This is a genomic window from Sphingomonas sp. BL2, from assembly GCF_056680015.1.
In genome coordinates this window covers 1,497,682-1,516,450 of sequence record NZ_CM155261.1, presented here as the reverse complement: position 1 = coordinate 1,516,450, position 18,769 = coordinate 1,497,682, and the positions used below count along the sequence as shown (strand labels likewise).

At 64.1% G+C, this 18,769-nt stretch carries 16 protein-coding genes and 1 tRNA gene; 9 read left to right on the top strand and 8 right to left on the bottom strand.

What is annotated here, in order from left to right:
* Nucleotides 1-65 precede the first annotated feature (65 nt).
* From AC1ME3_RS07075 to AC1ME3_RS07050, 6 genes are all read left to right on the top strand, one after another.
* Nucleotides 66-1,217 (top strand): restriction endonuclease subunit S domain-containing protein, encoded by a 1,152-nt coding sequence (locus AC1ME3_RS07075; RefSeq protein WP_480955409.1) that lies wholly within the window; start codon nucleotides 66-68, stop codon nucleotides 1,215-1,217.
* Complete coding sequence (locus tag AC1ME3_RS07070) at nucleotides 1,218-4,361, top strand: type I restriction endonuclease subunit R (RefSeq protein ID WP_480955408.1); 3,144 nt, start codon at nucleotides 1,218-1,220, stop codon at nucleotides 4,359-4,361.
* Nucleotides 4,362-5,215: 854 nt separating this feature from the next.
* Nucleotides 5,216-5,794: a hypothetical protein gene (locus AC1ME3_RS07065; RefSeq protein ID WP_480955407.1), complete on the top strand. Its 579-nt coding sequence runs from the start codon at nucleotides 5,216-5,218 to the stop codon at nucleotides 5,792-5,794.
* A gap of 35 nt (nucleotides 5,795-5,829) precedes the next feature.
* Entirely contained in the window at nucleotides 5,830-6,102 is a 273-nt protein-coding gene (locus tag AC1ME3_RS07060; protein ID WP_480955406.1) for a hypothetical protein, read from the top strand.
* Between the two features lie 530 nt (nucleotides 6,103-6,632).
* On the top strand, nucleotides 6,633-7,832 hold the full coding sequence (bla, locus tag AC1ME3_RS07055; protein WP_480955405.1) for a class A beta-lactamase: 1,200 nt from the start codon (nucleotides 6,633-6,635) through the stop codon (nucleotides 7,830-7,832).
* Between the two features lie 378 nt (nucleotides 7,833-8,210).
* Nucleotides 8,211-8,402, top strand: coding sequence for a hypothetical protein (locus tag AC1ME3_RS07050; RefSeq protein WP_480955404.1), 192 nt, complete (start codon nucleotides 8,211-8,213; stop codon nucleotides 8,400-8,402).
* Nucleotides 8,403-8,492: 90 nt separating this feature from the next.
* Here the strand turns inward: AC1ME3_RS07050 and AC1ME3_RS07045 are convergent.
* Nucleotides 8,493-8,585 (bottom strand) — tRNA-Ser (locus AC1ME3_RS07045).
* 327 nt (nucleotides 8,586-8,912) lie between these two features.
* Here AC1ME3_RS07045 and AC1ME3_RS07040 point away from each other — a divergent pair.
* Together AC1ME3_RS07040 and AC1ME3_RS07035 are read left to right on the top strand one after the other, a co-directional pair.
* Nucleotides 8,913-9,677, top strand: a complete 765-nt coding sequence (locus AC1ME3_RS07040) for a DUF1134 domain-containing protein (protein WP_480955403.1) — start codon at nucleotides 8,913-8,915, stop codon at nucleotides 9,675-9,677.
* A gap of 179 nt (nucleotides 9,678-9,856) precedes the next feature.
* Nucleotides 9,857-10,201, top strand: a complete 345-nt coding sequence (locus tag AC1ME3_RS07035) for a hypothetical protein (protein ID WP_480955402.1) — start codon at nucleotides 9,857-9,859, stop codon at nucleotides 10,199-10,201.
* Between the two features lie 105 nt (nucleotides 10,202-10,306).
* Here the strand turns inward: AC1ME3_RS07035 and pyrC are convergent, their stop codons facing one another.
* Entirely contained in the window at nucleotides 10,307-11,356 is a 1,050-nt protein-coding gene (pyrC, locus tag AC1ME3_RS07030; protein WP_480955401.1) for a dihydroorotase, read from the bottom strand.
* Nucleotides 11,357-11,489: 133 nt separating this feature from the next.
* On the opposite strand from pyrC, the gene ygfZ reads away from it, so the two are divergent.
* A complete protein-coding gene (gene ygfZ / locus AC1ME3_RS07025; protein ID WP_480955400.1) occupies nucleotides 11,490-12,227 on the top strand; it encodes a CAF17-like 4Fe-4S cluster assembly/insertion protein YgfZ in 738 nt (245 codons plus the stop codon).
* Between the two features lie 5 nt (nucleotides 12,228-12,232).
* On the opposite strand, the gene AC1ME3_RS07020 is transcribed toward ygfZ, so the two are convergent.
* The 6 genes from AC1ME3_RS07020 to AC1ME3_RS06995 form a co-directional block, all read right to left on the bottom strand.
* Nucleotides 12,233-13,051 carry a shikimate 5-dehydrogenase gene (locus AC1ME3_RS07020; protein ID WP_480955399.1) on the bottom strand — a complete coding sequence of 273 codons (819 nt, stop codon included), beginning with the start codon at nucleotides 13,049-13,051 and terminating at the stop codon, nucleotides 12,233-12,235.
* A 565-nt stretch (nucleotides 13,052-13,616) separates the two neighbouring features.
* Nucleotides 13,617-14,735: an OmpA family protein gene (locus tag AC1ME3_RS07015; RefSeq protein WP_480955398.1), complete on the bottom strand. Its 1,119-nt coding sequence runs from the start codon at nucleotides 14,733-14,735 to the stop codon at nucleotides 13,617-13,619.
* Nucleotides 14,736-14,854: 119 nt separating this feature from the next.
* Nucleotides 14,855-15,358, bottom strand: coding sequence for a DUF2793 domain-containing protein (locus AC1ME3_RS07010; protein WP_480955397.1), 504 nt, complete (start codon nucleotides 15,356-15,358; stop codon nucleotides 14,855-14,857).
* Between the two features lie 22 nt (nucleotides 15,359-15,380).
* Entirely contained in the window at nucleotides 15,381-17,543 is a 2,163-nt protein-coding gene (locus AC1ME3_RS07005) for a phage tail protein (RefSeq protein ID WP_480955396.1), read from the bottom strand.
* Nucleotide 17,544: 1 nt separating this feature from the next.
* Nucleotides 17,545-17,916 (bottom strand): NlpC/P60 family protein, encoded by a 372-nt coding sequence (locus AC1ME3_RS07000; protein WP_480955395.1) that lies wholly within the window; start codon nucleotides 17,914-17,916, stop codon nucleotides 17,545-17,547.
* Nucleotides 17,913-18,710, bottom strand: coding sequence for a DUF2163 domain-containing protein (locus AC1ME3_RS06995; protein ID WP_480955394.1), 798 nt, complete (start codon nucleotides 18,708-18,710; stop codon nucleotides 17,913-17,915). The genes AC1ME3_RS07000 and AC1ME3_RS06995 overlap by 4 nt, the downstream gene beginning before the upstream one ends.
* Nucleotides 18,711-18,769: the final 59 nt, after the last annotated feature.

Sequence of the window (18,769 nt, the reverse complement as noted above, 5' to 3'; positions counted from 1 at the left end):
TATCAAAGCTTTGCCGCCTAGTCACCGACGGCACTCACGATACACCAAGAACTTTTCCTGATGGAATGGCGCTGATCAAGGGGAAGGATATTTCCAATGGATTTGTCGACTTCACGACCTGCGATTATATTGGACTTGATGAACACTTAAAGATTATAAAGAGGTCAAAGCCAGAGCGTGGAGACACTCTGTTTGCGAACATCGGCAACTCCCTCGGAGATGTCGCTTTTGTTGATACCGATCGCGCGTTCAGTATAAAAAACGTCGCACTTTTTAAGCCAGACCCCGCCCATATGGCCGGTCGTTACTTATACTACCTTCTCAAATCTCCTTCCGTCCAAGGCGGCCTCCTTGCGCAACGGGCCGGCGCTGCACAGCCCTTCCTTGGGCTGGCTGCGTTGCGCACTTTCGAGGTCAGCCACCACACGAACACGAACGAGCAACAGCGCGTAGCCGAAATCCTCGGTGCCTATGACGATCTCATCGACGTGAACCGGCGACGCGTAGCGCTGCTGGAGGACATGGCTCGCGGCCTGTTCGAAGAGTGGTTCGTTCGCTTCAGGTTCCCAAATCACGAAGACGTGACGCTAGTCGATACGGCCTGCGGATCATTACCAGATGGCTGGGCATGGACCGACTTCGGCAATCTTGTTGAAGAGGTACGGGATGCTGTATCGCCAGCAGCGGTGCGATCAGACACCCCGTATGTTGGTCTTGAACACTTTCCCCGGCGCTCTACCACGCTCAGCGCCTTCGGCAGTGCAGCCGATGTCGGCAGCACGAAACTCATGTTCCGACGGGGCGACATTTTATTCGGCAAGATTAGGCCCTACTTTCACAAAGTCGTTTGGGCCCCCTTCGACGGGGTTACATCCTCCGACGCGATCGTATTTCGCCCCCGTGCTTCGACGACAGGGGCGGTCGCCCTTTGCGTCGCCTCCAGCGATCCGTTTGTCGCACAATCGGTGCAGACGTCCAACGGCACGAAGATGCCCAGAGCCAATCCTACGGTTCTGAAAAGCTTCAAGGTCGCGGAAGGACCACCAGACCTGACCGCTAGGTTCGCCCGCGTTGTCGACCCTATGACCGCACAGGCAGCGTCGCTGCAGGCGGCCAATAACCGGCTCGCCGCCTCCCGTGATCTGCTCCTTCCCCGGCTCATCTCGGGCCAGCTCTCCGTCGCCGAAGCGGAACTCGAACTGGCGCAAGCCGCGTAAATGGCGCCATCGCTCACCGGGATCGTCGCCTCCGAGGATAGCGCAGTCGAGCGGCCTGCGCTTGAGCTATTGCACGAGCTGGGTTGGGGCCACGTTAATCTCCACGACGAAAAGCCGGGTCCGAGCAACTGGACTGGACGCACCTCGTTTCGCCAGACTTGGCTACCCGCTCGCCTTCAGGCCGCCTTGGAAATTCTGAACCCCGATCTGCCCCCAGAGGCAATCACGATGGCCGCCGACGCGATCACCGAGCCGCGGACGGCCATGCTGCCGATGGCGGCCAACCGGACCGTGTGGGAGCTGCTGGTCGACGGCGTGCCCGTCCAGGTTCGGCGCGACGATGGCGGCTTCGACGACCTGCGCGTCCGCGTGATCGACTGGATCGAGCCGACCAACAACGACTTTCTCGCCGCCAGCCAAGTGTGGATGGAGGGTCCGCTTCACAAGCGCCGCCCCGACACAATCGGCTTCGTCAACGGCTTACCGCTGTTGCTATGCGAGTGGAAGGCTCCGACCAAGCCACTTGCCGAGGCGTACGACGCCAACCTGCGCGATTACCGGGACGTCGTGCCCGCGCTGTTCGACGCCAACGCCTTCGTCATCCTCAGCAATGGCCTGTGCGCCGTCATGGGCGCAAGCCACGCTCCGTTCGACATCTTCGCCTCTTGGAAGCGCCTGGAGGAGGGCGGGCCCGAGAGTATTGAGTTGGAGACCATGTTGCGGGCGACCTGCGAGCCTTCACGCTTCCTCGACCTGATTGAGAACTTCATCCTGTACGAGGAGGCCCGTGGCGGTCTCCGTAAGATCGTTGCCAAGTACCACCAGGTGCTAGGCGTGAACCGCGCGATCAAGGCGGTCAAAAACCTGGCGGAGAACGAAGGCCGCCTCGGTGTATTCTGGCACACCCAGGGCTCCGGCAAGAGCTTCTCAATGACGATGTTCTCCGAAAAAATCCTGCGCCGACTTGGGGGCAATTACACCTTCGTGATCGTCACTGACCGCACCGAGCTGGACGACCAGATCGCGGGTACCTTCGCCGCGACAGGTGCGCTTACCAAGAACCTTCAGGACGTCCAGGCTGATAGCCGGGTCCATCTGCGCGAGCTGCTGGCGGGGAACGAACGGTATGTCTTCACGCTGATCCATAAGTTCAGCATAGCGGACCGGGAGTCGATGCCGGTACTGTCGGAGCGGTCGGACATCATCGTCATCACTGACGAGGCGCACCGTAGTCAGTACGACACGCTGGCGGCCAACATGCGCTCCGCACTGCCCAATGCGGCCTTCATCGGCTTCACGGGCACGCCGCTGATCAAGGGGGCCGAGAGCCGCACTCGGGAAGTGTTCGGCGACTACGTGTCGATCTACGATTTTGCCCAGTCGGTGAAGGACGGCGCGACCGTTCCCCTCTATTATGAAGCCCGCAAGCCCGAGCTGCAGATGAACGCCGACGATCTTCGTGGTGGCCTGGAGGACCTGCTGGACGAGGCGTCTCTCGACGAAGCCCAAGAGCAGCGCCTGGCCCGCGAGTTCGCCAGGCAGTACCATCTCATCACCCGGGACGACCGGCTCGACAAGATTGCCGAGGACCTTGCGCTGCACATCGCCACCCGTGGCTATCGCGGCAAAGCGATGTTTGTGGCGATCGACAAGGCCACCGCGGTCCGCATGTACGAGAAGACCAGGGCCGCCGTTGCCCGTCTCGTCGCCGCGGACGAGATCAAGTTGAAAACCGCCCACGAGGCCGAGGGCGCTGCCATTGCCGACCGGCTACAGTGGATGCGCAGTCTCGATCTGGCCGTCGTGGTCAGCCAGGGCCAGAACGAGGTCGGCGACCTGAAGGCCAAGGGCCTCGACATTCTGCCCCACCGCGAGCGGATGCAGAAGGAGGACCTAGAAGCAAAGTTCAAGAACGCCGACGATCCGCTCCGCCTCGTGTTCGTCTGTGCCATGTGGATCACCGGGTTCGACGTGCCCACCGTCTCAACCGTCTACATCGACAAGCCGATGAAGAACCACACACTCATGCAGACGATCGCGCGGGCGAATCGCCGGGCGGAGGGCAAGACTTCCGGTGTAGTGGTCGATTATGTGGGCGTGTTCTTGAACCTCCAGAAGGCCCTCGCGGTCTACGCGGGCGCTGGTGGAGAGGGTAGCGATACTCCGATCCAGGACAAGCAGGCGCTCGTTGAGGCGCTCTCCCGCGCCCTCCAGGAGGCGGCAAACTTCATCGAACCGCTTGGCGTTTCGACAGACGACATCATGGCCGTAGGAGGCCTACAGCGCACCGTTAGAATCGCCAGCGCCGTTGAGACGTTGATCTCCCCGGACGAGCGCCTGCGGGCCTTCCTGCGCCTCTCAGGGGCGGTCGTGCGAGCCTACAAGGCGCTGCTGCCCGACGAACGAGCCGCCCCATTCATTCAGGCCGTTGCGGTCCTGCACACGCTTGCCGACGCGCTCAAGGCAAAGCTGGGCCCGGTAGACATCAGCGCCATCACCGCGAAGATTGCCGCCTTGTTGGACGAAAAAATCGAGGGCGTCGCGATCCTCACGCCCATTGTGGAAGGCGACCGCGCCGAGGGCCGGGTTGACCTGTCCGACATCGACTTCGACAAGCTGGCTACGCTGTTCGCCGCCAAGCCCAAGACTGCCGCCAGCCAACTCCGCGAGGCTGCCGAGGAGAAGGCCAAGAAGATGGCCGAGGTCAACCCAACCCGGCAAGACATGGTGGAGCGGTTGGAAGAGCTGGTCGCGGAGTACAATGCTGGCTCGATCGATGCCGAACGCTTCTTCAAGGCCCTGAAGGAGCTTGTGGCCGATCTTGACGAGGAAGGGCATCGCGCTGCTCGTGAAAACCTCAGTGAGGAAGAGCTGGCGATCTTTGACTTGCTCACCAAGCCCGCTCCAACGTTGACCGCAACCGAAGAAGTTCGTGTGAAGCAGGTATCCCGTGAGTTGCTGCAGCGACTTGAGGACCTCGTTGCAGCGGTCGACTGGCTGAAGGGACGGCAGAGCCGAGCGTCAGTTCTTTCGGAAATTCGCGTCAAGTTGAACGAGCTGCCGGAGGAGCCGTACCCAGAGACGGTGTGGTTGGCTAAGGTCGACCAAGTCTGGGACTTCGTGCTCCAGCGTTACGCCCGGTAGGCAGGCTATCTACGCCCCACGCCCTTCGCGAGGTCGGGAGTCCATCTGAGGCATCAATTACAGTCCCGCACTGGCATCGCAGCATTACGCCCCCGACGCCTTGATTGAACGAGCTGTCAGGTGGTACAAGATCCAGTACAACTCACCTGATAAGGGGGTGCTCAGCTGACGGTAATATAGGGTTTTTTTGTTCAGGGTTCCCCGTCCTCTTCCGGGCACCACACTATAAGCATTGCGCCTTATAGACGATCAAGCTGGGCACCACTGGGTGCCGCGCTTGACTTGTAGGACAATGTTGCTCAGATGTTCTCACCGCAAAGACAGCGGGGGATGGCATGGTCCAGACATCAGGCAGTAGCGAGCGGAACGCGTTCTCGCGGTGGTTGCGAACGGGTAAGGTGCCATCGGCGCTGGGTCCTGACGGCCTCGAACTCAAATATAATCCATGGCATGATCTGGCGGACGGCCAGTTTACCTTCGCAGGCGCGGGACGCCATGATGGGTCGAGCAACGGCGATACGACTAACGCCGGGAACGGTCGCACGTCCTCCCATGTCGGTCGTGCTCCAAGAGTCGGGTCGCGGACTGCGGCGCACCCGAAAGCCAAAGTACCGCAGGCGAGACCGCTAGCGGGAGTTGGCCAGAGATCAGTAGAGCACGGCTCGGTCGGAATACCGCCCGCGCGCGTTCCTGTAACGCCGCCAAGTAGTCAGTCGAGCCCTGTTGCCGAATTCGTCGGTGGAGTCGGTCAGGGGCTTTACGATGTCGGTGCGGCAACGGTGACTGGCGTCCGTGCTGCGCTGACGACAAATCCGGTCACCACCGTTCGCAATGCCGGCCAAGGGATAGCGGGCATGATCGACACTACGATCGCTGCCGAAGATACGCCGGCTCGTGTCCAGCTTACGCGGGCGGCAGCCGCGGTCGACAACGCCTCGGCCCGCGAGATCGGTCGCGCCACGGGATCGGTCGCTGGAAACATTGCGCTGGCGGTCGCACCTGGGGCGGCGCTCTCCAAGGTTTCGGCGATGCGAAGCCTGCGCATGGCGAGGCCCCGCACGATCTACGATCCGCCACAGATTGGCTGGGTGAAGGAGACTCTCAAGCGCGACGAACCTTGGACAGCGTATAATGATTCGGCGACCGGTGCGCGTACTGGGCAGGCGCCGACGCTGATGCGAACAATGCCGAACGGCTCGAAGCGACCCGTAAAGTTCGATGGCATACAAGCCGAATACGTTATCGATCGTAAGTGGGGCGTAAGGGACGCACCGCATGCGCGAGCCCAAATATTGCGACAATCGCAGGTGTTGGCGCAACATCGACTTATCGGCACGTGGGAGGTTCCCAACCCTGTCCAGAAAGCCAAAGCGCTCAAGCTGCTGAAGAAAATGAACGTTACCAACATTAAAGTCAGGGTGGTGAAGCCGTGATAGCCGTACAGGTCGCCCGTATAGTCGCTCGGTTTGTGGTTTTTGCAGATCTCACAGATGGAGAACTGCTCGACGCCGATGTCGCTGTCGAGATGATGGAAGCGCTGGGCTCTGACCTTGAAGCGCTGGAAAAGGGTTTTCTACGCGAACTGGTCGACGCCTTCGCCGTAATTGCCGAGGAATATAGCGGCGAGGCGCAACGGGTGGTGCGAGATATCGCGCACAGCTTTTATCTTGAGGAAGCGCTCGCAGCCGACGATCCGGTCAAGCTGGCGGCATTGGAAGCTTTGCGCGACGCGAGGGGCTGAACCGCGGTACTTGGACTCGTGGGAATCTCAAGGCCGCATAATTCAGTGCTGATGCTTGCATCACTGACGGCTGACCGAAATTATCCAATGGTCTGAGTGTCCATCTTTGTCCGTTGTGGGGCACCACACTACATTGAAGCGCAACCGGGCGAGGCGCCGCGCTTGACTCGTCGCACAATGTTGCTCAGATGTTCTCGTCGCTATCGGGAGCGGGCGACCTGATCAACGTATCTGACGAAAAGCGATATGCTTTCACGGTTTGGCTGCGAACAGGTCGGCTGCCGCCCGCGCATCGAGCCGACGGACTCGAGTTCAAGTTCAATCCATATCATGACCCGCGCGACGGTCGTTTCACCTTGCGCCAGACGGACCACGTGCACACGGCGAATTGGGTTCTGGCTACGCAGGTTCTCAGTCTCGATCAGTCCGCTCTTCCGCAAATTTGGGAAGCGCTGGCGAGGTTGTGCCGCAAGTCGCGTCGTCGGCACTGCGGAACGTATCGGCAACGTGGACTGCAATAGACCCGCGACTTGTCCCGGGACCATTTCCGCTTCGCCGGCCGGCAATACGAACGTGGCGTTAACGGCAATACGGGTTCGCACGACCGCAAGACGAAAAGCGCCGGTCCTGATGCTCCGGCAATGAACGTCCGCATGTCAGGCCATGTCGCGACAATCCGCGACGTGGCGCAGTATCGCTGCGTTCCGGCGGAAGATTCCCGATATGACAATAGGCTCGGGAACGACAATGGTGTCGGCGGGTCGGCGGCCTGCCATCAAGGAATCGCAATGAGGATCGAACACTCCAGTCCCACAGCGAATGTCAGCCGGCGGACGTTCGTTTTCGCCAGCGCATCGCTGATGGTCACGGGCGCGGGTGCGGGCGCGGGGCACGCCCCAGCGGATTATGGTGTCGCGTCGATGGCGGCGCTGGAACGCCGACATGGCGGGCGGCTGGGAGTCTACGCACTTGATCTTCAGACTGGGCATACGCTCCGCTACCGTGCCGACGAGCGCTTCAAGCTGATGAGCAGCTTCAAGGGCCTGCTAGCAGCGCTGATATTGTCCGACGTCGCGAAGGGGCGAGACAGCCTGGACGTCATGATGCGCTACGGCCCCTCGGATCTTATGTCCGCGTCCCCCGTGACGCAGGCCAATGTCACCCGCGGATCGATGAGCGTGCGCGAAATGTGCGAAGCAATCATGTACCGTAGCGACAACGCGGCCGCCAATCTGCTGATGCGTCGCGCCGGCGGGCCGGGACGCCTCACAGCGTTTTTACGCACCCTTGGCGATCACACCACGCGCATCGACAATTATGAAGGCCATCTGACCGATCACCCCCTGCCCATGGATAGCTCAGCACCGCGCGCGGTAGCCGAGACGATGCGCCGGATTATGCTTGGTCCAGTCCTGCCGATCTCGGCGCGACGGCAATGGCAAAAGTGGATGGAGGGCAACGTCGTTGGCCGCTCCCGGCTACGCGCTGGCTTTCCCGACACCTGGGTCGCCGGGGACAGGACCGGCACCGGAGACGGTATCTGCAACGATTTTGCCTTTGCCAAACGGCCTGGCGTCGCCCCCCTTTTGGTGAGCGCCTATTACACCGCTCCGGGCGTGGGAACGGAGGATCAGGAAGCAGTGCTGCGTGATGTCGGCCGCCATGTTGCGCGGTGGCAGATACCGCGCACGTCACCAAAGCGTGCTGAGCCAACCAGACATTGGCGTTAGTCGCTAATGATACCTTGTCCCAAACAATGGTGAGAGAATGCATCATCGCGGCAGGAGCGATCGACATATCCTCCCGACCTTACCCGCTTATCGCAACGTGATCTGAAAAGATCGCAGATCAACTGAATGAACCTTTTTGTAGCCTGATGGCGCGAGGCACGAGCGCGGTTCGGAGAACAACAGCAAGGAGAGCAGTCATGATAGCGAAGGTAGCCACAAAAAAGTGACCCTCGCTTGGCGATACGAAAATGCGATTGACGGGCGCCCGACTGCCCCGGCGAAGCGTGAACTGTAAAAGCGAGGGGGAGGTTAAATGAGCTTCTGGGGAACTTGGAAGCACGGTGCTTTCATTGGCGCGTAATGTGCCTTGCCGCCGCCATGGGGCTCTTTGCCGCCGTTCTCGTGGGTAGTCTAATCGCCTTGGTTGTCGGGCTTTTTGATGCCTATGCAGCAGATCAATACCTAGAGTATTTCGTGGCAGTAGCCGGCATCGCTACCGTGCCGTTCATGATCGGACAAACGGCGCTAAATTTAATGGAAGGTTGGACACCGTCCAAACCGCTGCCCTGACGCCGGGAAATGTGACTGTGAGGCGATTTGTGCGGCTCTAACGCGGCTCGGAGTGAAAACGTAGCGTTTCAGGCGTTTGCGGTAAGCCACTGGCGGAGACGGAGGGATTCGAACCCTCGGTACCAGTAAACCCGGTACGGCGGTTTAGCAAACCGCTGGTTTCAGCCACTCACCCACGTCTCCGGCTGCAGCAGATGCGGGGCTATAGCGAGGCTCGGTGCAGGGGGCAACGCCTGTAATGGATCCGGCTCGCGAATTCCCGCATTGGGTGACGCGACATGGGTTTGCCGCCCGGCTGCGGTTCCGTCCCACCCGGCTCGTTCCCACCATCCCGGCGCGCGCCCGTCCGCCCCCACCCTGCCGTTCACCCCGAATTCGCCCAAATTCGACACGCACGCCCGGTTCGTTCATTGCGCGGCAAGGCCTAGGTTGGTTAATCTGGCTGGCGACAGGCATTCTGGTGGCCAACCTGGCGACACGGGATGCCTTGATATTTGGGGATCGATCGACATGCGTAGCGTCTGGCTTGGCCTGGGTGCCCTAGCGGCAGCCGTTTGCGGCGGCACCGCGTCCGCGCAGGTTCGAACGATCGATCCCAACCAGGCGATCGATGGCGATCTTGCGCCGCGCGCCTATCAGCCCCCCTCGCGCCCGCAGGCGAGCACGCAGCCGTCACGCCCGGCCGCGCCGGACCCCGTTTATCCGGAGACGCCGGCGCAGGACGCCCCGCCCGTCACGACGACCGCCACCCGCCCCCCGGAAACGCGCGCAGAGGCGACGATGCAGGCCGCTGACACCTATGAACGCGACGACCTGCTCGCGGCAGGCGAAGGCGTGTTCGGCAAGGGCGCCGCCGGGCTGGGCGGGCTGCTGGAGAAGATCCTCAAGGACCAGGGCCGGCCCAATGCCTATATCGCCGGGCGCGAGGCCTCGGGCGCGTTCATCCTCGGCGTCCGCTACGGCTCGGGGATCATGAGCCACAAGGTCGAGGGCCAGCAGCCGGTCTACTGGACCGGGCCGTCGGTCGGCTTCGACGTCGGCGGCGATGCGAACAAGGTCTTCGTGCTGGTCTACAACCTCTACGACACCGAAGAACTCTACAAGCGCTTCCCAGCAGTTGAAGGCCGGCTCTACCTGGTCGGCGGTTTCGCCGCGACGTACTTGAGGCGCGGCAACGTCGTCTTGATCCCGATCCGCCTCGGCGTCGGCTGGCGCGCGGGCGTGAACGTCGGGTATATGAATCTCACGCACAAGAGCCGATGGTTGCCGTTTTAGGCGAAGCGCGGCAGCGGGCCACGCCCCGCTGACTCGCGCAAGCCCGGCCGGCGGGGCAAAGCCCCGTCCGACGACGTGGGCTTTGCCCACGGCACGCGCCCACAACTCACCGTAGCTTGGCGCTACTGCACCCAAGCGCCAAAAGTTGACGCCCCCACTCCAACCGCTACCCCCGGCAAATGGCAAAACCCGACCGCCTCGCCCGTCTAGACGCCCAGCGCGAAGACCTCGAAACCGAATACCGCGACACGCTGATCGCAGCGCTCGAGAAAACCGCCTCGGGTTCGCTGGGCCTGTTCGACCGCACCCCGGACCGCCGCGTCCGCGCCGCGATCGCGCCGACGATTGACGCGCTCACCGAGATGGGCACCGACATCGATTCGATGCGCGAACGCCTGATGCTCGAGCCGTTCGCGCTCCACCGCGACTTCTTCGCCGCCCGCGGCCCGGTCAGCGCCAGCGCGGTCGGCGAACAGAAGGAAGCGCGGCTGTGGCTGGATCGACTAAAGACCTCGTCATCCTGACGAAAGTCAGGATCCAGAGCGACAAACGTCGTCATGCATGGCTCTGGAGCTGGGTCGAGCCCAGCAATACGGAGCGTTGGCGACTTACTGCGATTGGAGGGTAGTTTACCCCTCGAACCGCCACCCGACATTGGTCCCGGCGAGAAACGGCACCACCGCCGTATCCCCCGCGCCAACCGACGCCGGCACTGCGACGTCGCCGCGCACCAACGTCACCGTCCCCTCGTTCAACGGCAACCCGTAGAACCGCGCGCCATGCTCGGACGCGAACCCCTCGAACGTGTCGAGCGCCCCCTCCTCGTCGAACACGCGCAGATACGCCTCCAGCGCGAACGGTGCGTTGAAGATCCCCGCGCACCCGCACCCAGACTCCTTCGCCCCGACGACATGCGGCGCGCTGTCCGTCCCCAGGAAGAACCGCGGCGACCCCGATACCGCCGCGCGCCGCACGGCCAATCGATGCGTCTCGCGCTTCAGCACCGGCAGACAATAGGCGTGTGGCCGAAGCCCGCCGTCGAAAAGTGCATTACGGTTGATCAGCAGATGCTGCGGCGTGATCGTTGCCGCGATCGGATGATCCGCTTCGGCCACGAACGCCGCCGCCTCCGCCGTCGTGATATGCTCCAGCACGATCCTCAGCCCAGGATAGTCGCGCACCAGCGGCGTCAGCACGCGCTCGACGAACACCGCCTCGCGGTCGAAGATGTCGATCGACTTGTCGGTCACCTCGCCGTGGATCAGCAGCGGCATGCCGATCCGCTGCAACGTCTCCAGCACAGCCGTCAGCGCGCGGATATCGGTGACGCCGTGTGCCGAGTTGGTCGTGGCGTGCGCGGGGTACAGCTTGCACGCGGCGAACACGCCTTCCGCATAGCCGCGCTCGAGCTCGGCCGGATCGGTGCCGTCGGTGAGGTAGCACGTCATCAGCGGCGTGAAATCGACGCCCCCATCTTCGCCACCGCCCAACGCCGCCATGATCCGTTCGCGATATGCCTCGGCGGCCGCGACCGAGGTCACCGGCGGGGTCAGGTTCGGCATGATGATTGCCCGCGCGAACTGCCGCGCGGTATGCCCCGCGACCGCCTCCAGCATCGCGCCATCGCGCAGGTGGACGTGCCAGTCATCGGGGCGGCGGATCGTGAGGCGGTCGGTCATGCCGCCTTCCTATCGGCGCACGTGCCCCGACGCCAGACGGACCAGCCCGGGTTTTCGTCGCGTCGACCGATGCTCGCTAGGGGTGAAACCATCCCTTGGTTGGAAATCGCTCCACGCGCACTAGGTGACAGTCATGGACACTGATCTTCCCGGAACGATGCTCGCCGACCGCAGCGTGATCCGCGTCGCCGGCGAAGACGTACGCGGCTTCCTGCAGGGGCTGGTCACCGCCGACACGGCGCTGCTCACGCCAGACGCGCCCGCCTGGGCGGCATTGCTGTCGCCGCAAGGCAAGGCGTTGTTCGATTTCATCCTGTGGGCCGACGGCGCCAACGTGCTGATCGACGTCGAGGCCGCGCAAGCCGACGCGTTGACGAAGCGCCTTTCGCTCTACCGCCTGCGCCGCGCGATCACATTCGCGCTCGACGATCGCGCAGTCCATTGGGCACGGGAAGGCGACCGCGGCGTTCCCGACCCCCGGCTTGCGGACCTGGGACGCCGCTGGCTCGGACCACCGGCTGAACCCGCAACCGACTGGCACGCGCACCGCCTGTCGCTCGGCGTGACCGAAGGCGTCGGCGAACTCGGCGCGGGCGAAACACTCTGGCTCGAATGCAACGCGAGGGAGCTGAACGGCGTCAGCTTCACCAAGGGGTGCTACGTCGGACAGGAAAACACCGCGCGGATGCACCACCGCTCGAAGGTCAACCGCCGGCTGATCGTCGCACCGTTCACCGAACCGAGCGGAAGGACACGCGTGACCTATCCCGAACTCGGCCTGATGGTAGAGCATCGTCGCGTCGAGGCACTTGGCGACGCCATCGTTCCGCTCTGGCTGGCCGCGGCGCTAACCCAAACGCCCACCGACTGACTCGCTCACGGGTTTGCGCGCGCCCAGTCCGCAGCGTCCGTTACCTGAGCCACGGAGGGCGTCACGCCCGTATACAGTACGAACTGCTGCAAGGCTTGGAGCGTGGCCACGTCCGCCCCGGTGATGCACCGCTTGCCCGCTTCGGCCGCAGCTTTTAGAAACGGCGTCGCGACCGGATATTGCACCACGTCGAACGCTACGGTGCAGGCCGCGATCATGTCCGCCGGAAAGGCCAGTACATCGGCATCCGCGCCGGTCATCCCGCGCGGCGTGGCGTTGACGAGCAAAGCAGCCTCACCCATCGGTTCCGCCGCCCAGGCAAAACCATAGCGATCCGCGATCGCGCGCCCGGCCGCCTCGTTCCGCGCGACAACGGTGCCACCCCGAAATCCGCTGTCGCCGAGCGCCGCCACGACCGCCTTCGCCATCCCGCCGGATCCTTGCACGACGAACGGCATCGCCCGATCGAGATCCGCAACCAGATCGACGACCGCGCCGTAATCGGTGTTGTGCCCGGTGAGCACGCCGTCATCGTTGACGATCGTATTCACGCTGTCGATCGCGCTGGCCGACTGCGCCAACCCGTCGAGCAGCGGGATCACCGCCTCCTTGAACGGCATCGAGATCGCGCACCCGCGAATGTCGAGCGCCCTGATCCCGCCGATCGCCGCTTCCAGGTCCGTGGTCGAGAACGACTTGTAGACGAAATCCAGCCCGATTAGCTCGTAGAGCCGGTTATGGAACCGCGACCCGAAATTTCCCGGCCGCGCCGACAACGACATGCACAGCCGCGTGTCCCGACCCATCAGCGGTTTCATCTGCATCTCCTCGGCAAGCGCACCCTAATATGCTCACGGGCAGCCGTGGTGAAGCGTCGATAGATGTTTTCCCGCGAACGCGCGAAGCCGCAAAGATGTCGGCCCCAGCCAAGCGCTGCGCCTCCCGCCCTCGCGACAGCACTGAAAAATCCCATGAGAAGGCGACCAACGCCGCCACCGGCAAACCCTCTTCGCGCCTTTGCGCCTTCGCGTGAATACATCGACGTTCCGCCAAACACCGCCGTCGCAAAAGGCCCAGGCGTTGATTTTGTTCGCGAGGAAGCGCGGCGCCGCGAGAGTAAGAAGCCGGCTTGCCTAGCGCGTTTCGCCATCGCCCCGCCTTGGCGAAGCCTACCATCCAAAGCCGCTTTCACGGATGCGCTTACCCGGAACGATTCATCTCCGCCCTTACTCTCCGCGGCTCCGCGCGAACAAAATCGACACTCGCTCAATCCACGAACTTTCGCGATTGCCCCTCCCCCGCGAAGCACAAAAGAAAAGGGAGGCCGGCTTGCGCCGACCTCCCCAAACTTCATTCCGTAACCGACCCGAAAGCCGGTTGGCGAAAGTCTTACTGGCCCGAACCCGGACCGTAGGTGACTTCCACGCGACGGTTCTGCACTTCGCGAACGCCATCGGCGGTCTCGACGCGCGGACGGCTCTCGCCGAATGCTTCCGTCGAGATGACGCTGTCCGGGATGGCATGCGAAGACAGGTATGCCTTCACGCCATCTGCGCGGCGCTGCGACAGACCGACGTTGTACGATGCCGAACCCGACTTATCGGCGTGACCTGCCAGCATGACCTGTGCGTTGCCGCACGACTGGTACTGCGTGATGGCGTTGTCGAGGATCGACGCTGCCTCAGGCGTGATGTCCGACTTGTCCCATTCGAAGAACACGATGAACGGACCAGGCGAGCAGACGACTTCGACCGGCGCAGGCGGCGGAGGAGGAGCGACTGGCTCGGGCGGCGGCGGCGGCGGCGGCGGCGGCGGAGCAGCAGGCTCGCCGAAGTTGTACGTCACACCACCAAGGATGCTGTGCGAACGATAGCGACCGTCGAACACGCGGTTCGAAACGTCGACCAGCTTGACGTTCTCGGCGTTGAAGAAACGATACTTCAGCGTCGCGTCGATGTGGTCGGTCAGCGGTGCACGGATACCGGCCAGGCCCTGATATGCGAACACGGTGTCCGAATCGTTCAGGAAATCGCCGTTGTTGTTGAGGCCGTACTGCGCCTTGACGCGAGCAACACCAACACCACCGCCGACAAAGCCCTGGATGCCATCGTCCGGACCGAAGTCCAGAAGGCCGTTCAGCATGAAGCTGAGCGCCGACGACGAACCGCCAGCGTAGTCGTAGTTACCCTGGCCCGCGTTGCCGCGAACGCCGGTGCGACCGAACACAGGCGTGGTCGTGTTCGACGAGTAGCCGTCCACGGTTGCCTTACGGTAGCCGACTTCGGTTTCGAGGCGGAAACCGCCAAAGTCGTAGCCCATCACGGCATCGACGTCGTAACCATAGTCATGATCGACCGAACCGGACCCAACGGCGCCGATATCATAGTCGATGTCTTCAACGATCATCCCACCGCCTTCGACGCCAACGTACCACGACTTGTCGCGGGCGAGGGCGGGAGTAGCAAGTGCGGTGGAGGCGAGTGCCAGAACGACGGCAAGCTTCCGCATATAAATCCCCTTTCATGAGTGTCACACGGACATCGCAAACTCCCTATCCTCGGGCTTGTTTCCACGCAAGCTAACAAAAGTTGGATGTGTTGCCGGAACGACACAGTTTTTGGGGTGTTTTAAGCGGAAATCAGTCCGTGGCCCCGCAATGCTGCCAATATGGCACCAATCGCCGCTCGTGACTGGGCATCGATCACGGCGCCACCCGTCGCATCCGGAACCGCCGCGCGCCTTGCGCCGACCACGTCGACGCCGCCGATCGAGACCCGGCTCCCGGCTAGTACTCCCAACGTCCAGACACCCGCACCGAACCGCGCCGCCTGCCCATCGGCAATGCTCCACGCCGTCATGCCCTCGCGCGGCGCCAGGAACCGCCACCCGCTCGCCGTCCACCCGGCGATCGCCCGCGCCTGCCCGACCCAGCCACCGGTCGGTGCAGTTCCCACGATCCAGGCGCTGCCCACCGTCGGCACCGCTGGCGGTACGTTGGTTCCCACCGCCGTCACGCTCGCCTGCACCGCAAGATCCAATAATGTCAGCGCCTCGTTATGCGTCGCTTCCTTTTGCGCCTGGCCAGGCTGCAACAATGGCAATGCCAGACGCGCTGTGCGGTCGTCGCTCATAATTCGTTCCCCCGTTGGTGAATCACGCCGGTACGATCAGGGGCGGTACGATCAGTTCCGCCGCGAGCGACTCTCCGAACACACCACGCTGCCGGACTGCGATGCTTACGGAACCGATGCGTTCCGCCGCCGTGACCGAGACAAAGGGCTCCGCCACATCGACATCGCGCGAGGTTCCGCCAGCCGTCACGGTCACCCGGTACGCCTCGACCTCCTCGGCCAACGGCGCATCGACCCCGTCGATCCAGCGCCACCCCGCCCTGCTCCGCCGCGTCCACCGCACCGTCGCACTGCCGTCGGTTTCGCTCGCGAACCGCAGATGCACCGGCGAAGGCGGCACCACCGAAGCCCCGTGCATCACGCACCGCGTCTCGACCGGCGCATCATCACCGACCCCGGACGCGATCACGCGAACCTCGCGCCTGATCACCGACACCGGCAAGTCGAACGCCCGAGCCGTCCCCGTCTCGAGCAACACGAACCGCTCCCCAACCATCTGCAGGCCAGCCGCCGCCTCGGTTCCCCGCCGCCCACGCAGCAACTGGCTCAACCGCCACCGCGCGCCGCCCAGCGGTTCCGCTCGACCGAACTGCACCAACTCGTCCCCCAGCAGAGCCAAATTCACGCTCCGATCCAGCGCCGCCGCATCCGCATCGCCCAGCTCCATCCCCGCCTGCGCAAGAACCACCTCGAACGCTCCCCGCAGATCGACAAGCGTCGCCGGTGCGCCGGGCGCCACAACCGCAATCGTCCCAAGCACCCCAGGCGCAGCCGTCGCCCCGGCCGCCACCCAGCTCACGCCATCGTCAACGCTGTAAAGCAGAGCCGCCTGCCGCCACGCCGCCCCCGTCCCCGCCGCAACCACCGTCATCCGCGGCGCACTCAACGGCACCTCCTCGAGCCCCGGAACCTCGAAAGCCCGCAAGATCGTCACGCCGACGACCGCATCCACCGCCCCCGAAACCCGCCCGCTCGTCGCGCTCGCCGGCAGCGACGCGGCCACCAGCGGCACCAGCCCCAGCGTCGTCACCATCCCCTCGATGCTGACATCGGCCACCCGCCAGACGCCGCCCTCGCCAGCAATCGTCACGCAAGCCCCCGGCGCGATCGCCATCGCCCCGAACCCCGCCGCAACTGTCCGCCGCACTCGCCCAGCCTCAGCCCGCGCCAGCATCGCCTCCGCCACAGTCTTCGCCGCGCCCGCCTCAAGCACCGCCGGCACCTCGACGCGGTCATCACGCATACCAGCCCCCGGCCGCCGCGCCCGCTGAACACCCGCCTGATAATCCCGCGCCGCATCATAATACCCAACGGTCACTGTCCGCGGCACAGTCTCGATCGCCGCCACAGCCCGAGCCCGCCGCACGCCCTTTCCCTCAACCGCAAACCCCTCGTCCGCCACGACGACGGTAGCCCCCGCCGCATCCTGCATCACCAACCCGGCTCCGGAAGGTGCAAACCAGGCCCCGCCAGCCTGCCCCAGCACCTCCAGCACCGCGCGAACGCTCCCGCCGGACGCCGCGAACCCGCCCACCGCCAGCGAAGCCGTCCCCGAAACCTCCCCCGCCAGCGCCTTCGCGATCGTCGACACCAGCACCGAACCCTCGTCCGCGATCACCTCGAACGTCAGCGAAGGAATCCGATTCCCGAAATCCGCCAACTGCAACATCTCGAACACCGCATAGGCCGCCCCCCGATACGCCGGCGTCGCCGCGCCCTCCGCCGACGCGATCAACGGATCCACCGCCTGATCCTCACCCCCAAGATGCAACCGAAACCCGGTAGCCGTCTTGAAGTCCCCTGCCGCCCCCCGCAGCAGCTTCCCCTCAGCCCAGATCCGCCCCACGCCGCGGATAGCCCGAGCCGACAACAGCACCGCAAAAGACGCCGCATAGGAGTATGTCGAGACACTAGGCTGCCCCTTGCCCGACCGAGACGAACTCCGACTCTCGATCAAATCGGTCGCCCAGATCACCGTCCCTGCCACCCGCATCGTGCCGAACAATTTCGGAATCTGCGCCCCGTAAGACGAAGTCTGCACCGCCAGCTCGACCAGTCGCGGCCCCTCCCGCCGCTTCGGCCCGAACAGCGCATGATCCACCGACTGCCCGATCAACGCGCCGATCGCGCCCCCGATCGGCCCGCCCACCGCGCTTCCCACGGCCGTCAATACCAAGGTCGCCATGTCACACCTCCATCCGCCACACACCGAGCACCGGCCAGGGCGGCATCCCCGGCCGCTCCACCACGCGCCGCAACCCCGCGTCCGCATGCACGAAGCCGCCAGCCGTCCTGATCCCCAGATGAACCTGCCCCGGCCCCGCCGCCATCAGCAGCACGTCGCCCGCCTCAGCCTCGGCAACCCGCACCAGCACCCGGTCGAGCAAACCCCAATCGCCACCCCGCAGCGCATACCCGCTCGGAACTTCGCCGAGATACCCCCCGGCCCGCAAAGCCAGCGCGACCAGCCCGACACAATCGAGCCCATCCGCCCCCCGCCCATGCAACCGAAACCGCGTCCCCACCGCCTGCACGGCGGCATCCGCAACCCGGCTCAAGCCCCAGGATATCGCGTCAGCAGATCGATCCCCGGCAAATACGGCTCCCCGCGAAAGTTCACCGCATTCCCGAACCGCCCCGCACAGGTGGCGAGACTCTTGTCACACCCCTCGACGACCTCGACCAACACCCCCGCCTCCACGACGAACGAAGGCACAGCGCGCAACGTAACCGCCACCCCCGCACCCCGCGCCACAGCACTCTCCAACCCGCAATTCGCGCCCCCGAACCACCGCAACAGCCCACCCCCAAGCCCCTCCGCACTGGAGTCCAACGTCACCACCGTCCCCTCGCAAGCAACAACCCGAGCAAACCGCCGCCGCCCCTCCATCGCCACTCGACAGCGCCGATCCCCCAGCTCCGCCCGACACTCCGGCGAAGTCTCCTCCACCACCGCCCGATCCAGCGCCGCACTCGCCCCCCGCAGCTCCGCAGTGAACCCAGCATCCCCCAGCTCGACCGCGCCGATCACGCCCTCCCCGAGTTCCACCCGAGCAACCGGATCGGTCCAATCCACCGCAAACAACACCACCCGAGCCCCATCCCAGCGCCCGCTCAGCAGATCCCGCTCGCCGATAGCAGCAGACGTCAAGGCCCCCGCCACATCCATCGTATCCGCCTCCAGCCCCTCACTCCGCTGGATCGCCGAAGGCGTCATCCCCGGCGCAGCCCGGTGCACCAGCCCGTCCACCACCAAATCCCGGTCATGCGCGGTCAAGCCCACCGCCACCCCATCCCGCCGCTCGATCCGCCAGCACAAGGCGATCGAAGCCAGCTCAGCCTCCAGAAACATGAACGTCTCCTTCAAAGGAATTCCCTCGCCCCTCCGGGGAGAGGGAGGGGCCCGCGCGC

Bases quoted from the DNA above. Each gene is read 5' to 3' on its own strand.
- ygfZ (WP_480955400.1), top strand. From the start codon at position 11,490: ATGGACACTGATCTTCCCGGAACGATGCTCGCCGACCGCAGCGTGATC.
- AC1ME3_RS07075 (WP_480955409.1), top strand. From the start codon at position 66: ATGGCGCTGATCAAGGGGAAGGATATTTCCAATGGATTTGTCGACTTC.
- AC1ME3_RS07020 (WP_480955399.1), bottom strand. From the start codon at position 13,051: ATGCAGATGAAACCGCTGATGGGTCGGGACACGCGGCTGTGCATGTCG.
- AC1ME3_RS07065 (WP_480955407.1), top strand. From the start codon at position 5,216: ATGATCGACACTACGATCGCTGCCGAAGATACGCCGGCTCGTGTCCAG.
- AC1ME3_RS07015 (WP_480955398.1), bottom strand. From the start codon at position 14,735: ATGCGGAAGCTTGCCGTCGTTCTGGCACTCGCCTCCACCGCACTTGCT.
- pyrC (WP_480955401.1), bottom strand. From the start codon at position 11,356: ATGACCGACCGCCTCACGATCCGCCGCCCCGATGACTGGCACGTCCAC.
- AC1ME3_RS07050 (WP_480955404.1), top strand. From the start codon at position 8,211: ATGGGGCTCTTTGCCGCCGTTCTCGTGGGTAGTCTAATCGCCTTGGTT.
- AC1ME3_RS06995 (WP_480955394.1), bottom strand. From the start codon at position 18,710: ATGTTTCTGGAGGCTGAGCTGGCTTCGATCGCCTTGTGCTGGCGGATC.
- AC1ME3_RS07005 (WP_480955396.1), bottom strand. From the start codon at position 17,543: ATGGCGACCTTGGTATTGACGGCCGTGGGAAGCGCGGTGGGCGGGCCG.
- AC1ME3_RS07010 (WP_480955397.1), bottom strand. From the start codon at position 15,358: ATGAGCGACGACCGCACAGCGCGTCTGGCATTGCCATTGTTGCAGCCT.
- AC1ME3_RS07070 (WP_480955408.1), top strand. From the start codon at position 1,218: ATGGCGCCATCGCTCACCGGGATCGTCGCCTCCGAGGATAGCGCAGTC.
- AC1ME3_RS07035 (WP_480955402.1), top strand. From the start codon at position 9,857: ATGGCAAAACCCGACCGCCTCGCCCGTCTAGACGCCCAGCGCGAAGAC.
- AC1ME3_RS07040 (WP_480955403.1), top strand. From the start codon at position 8,913: ATGCGTAGCGTCTGGCTTGGCCTGGGTGCCCTAGCGGCAGCCGTTTGC.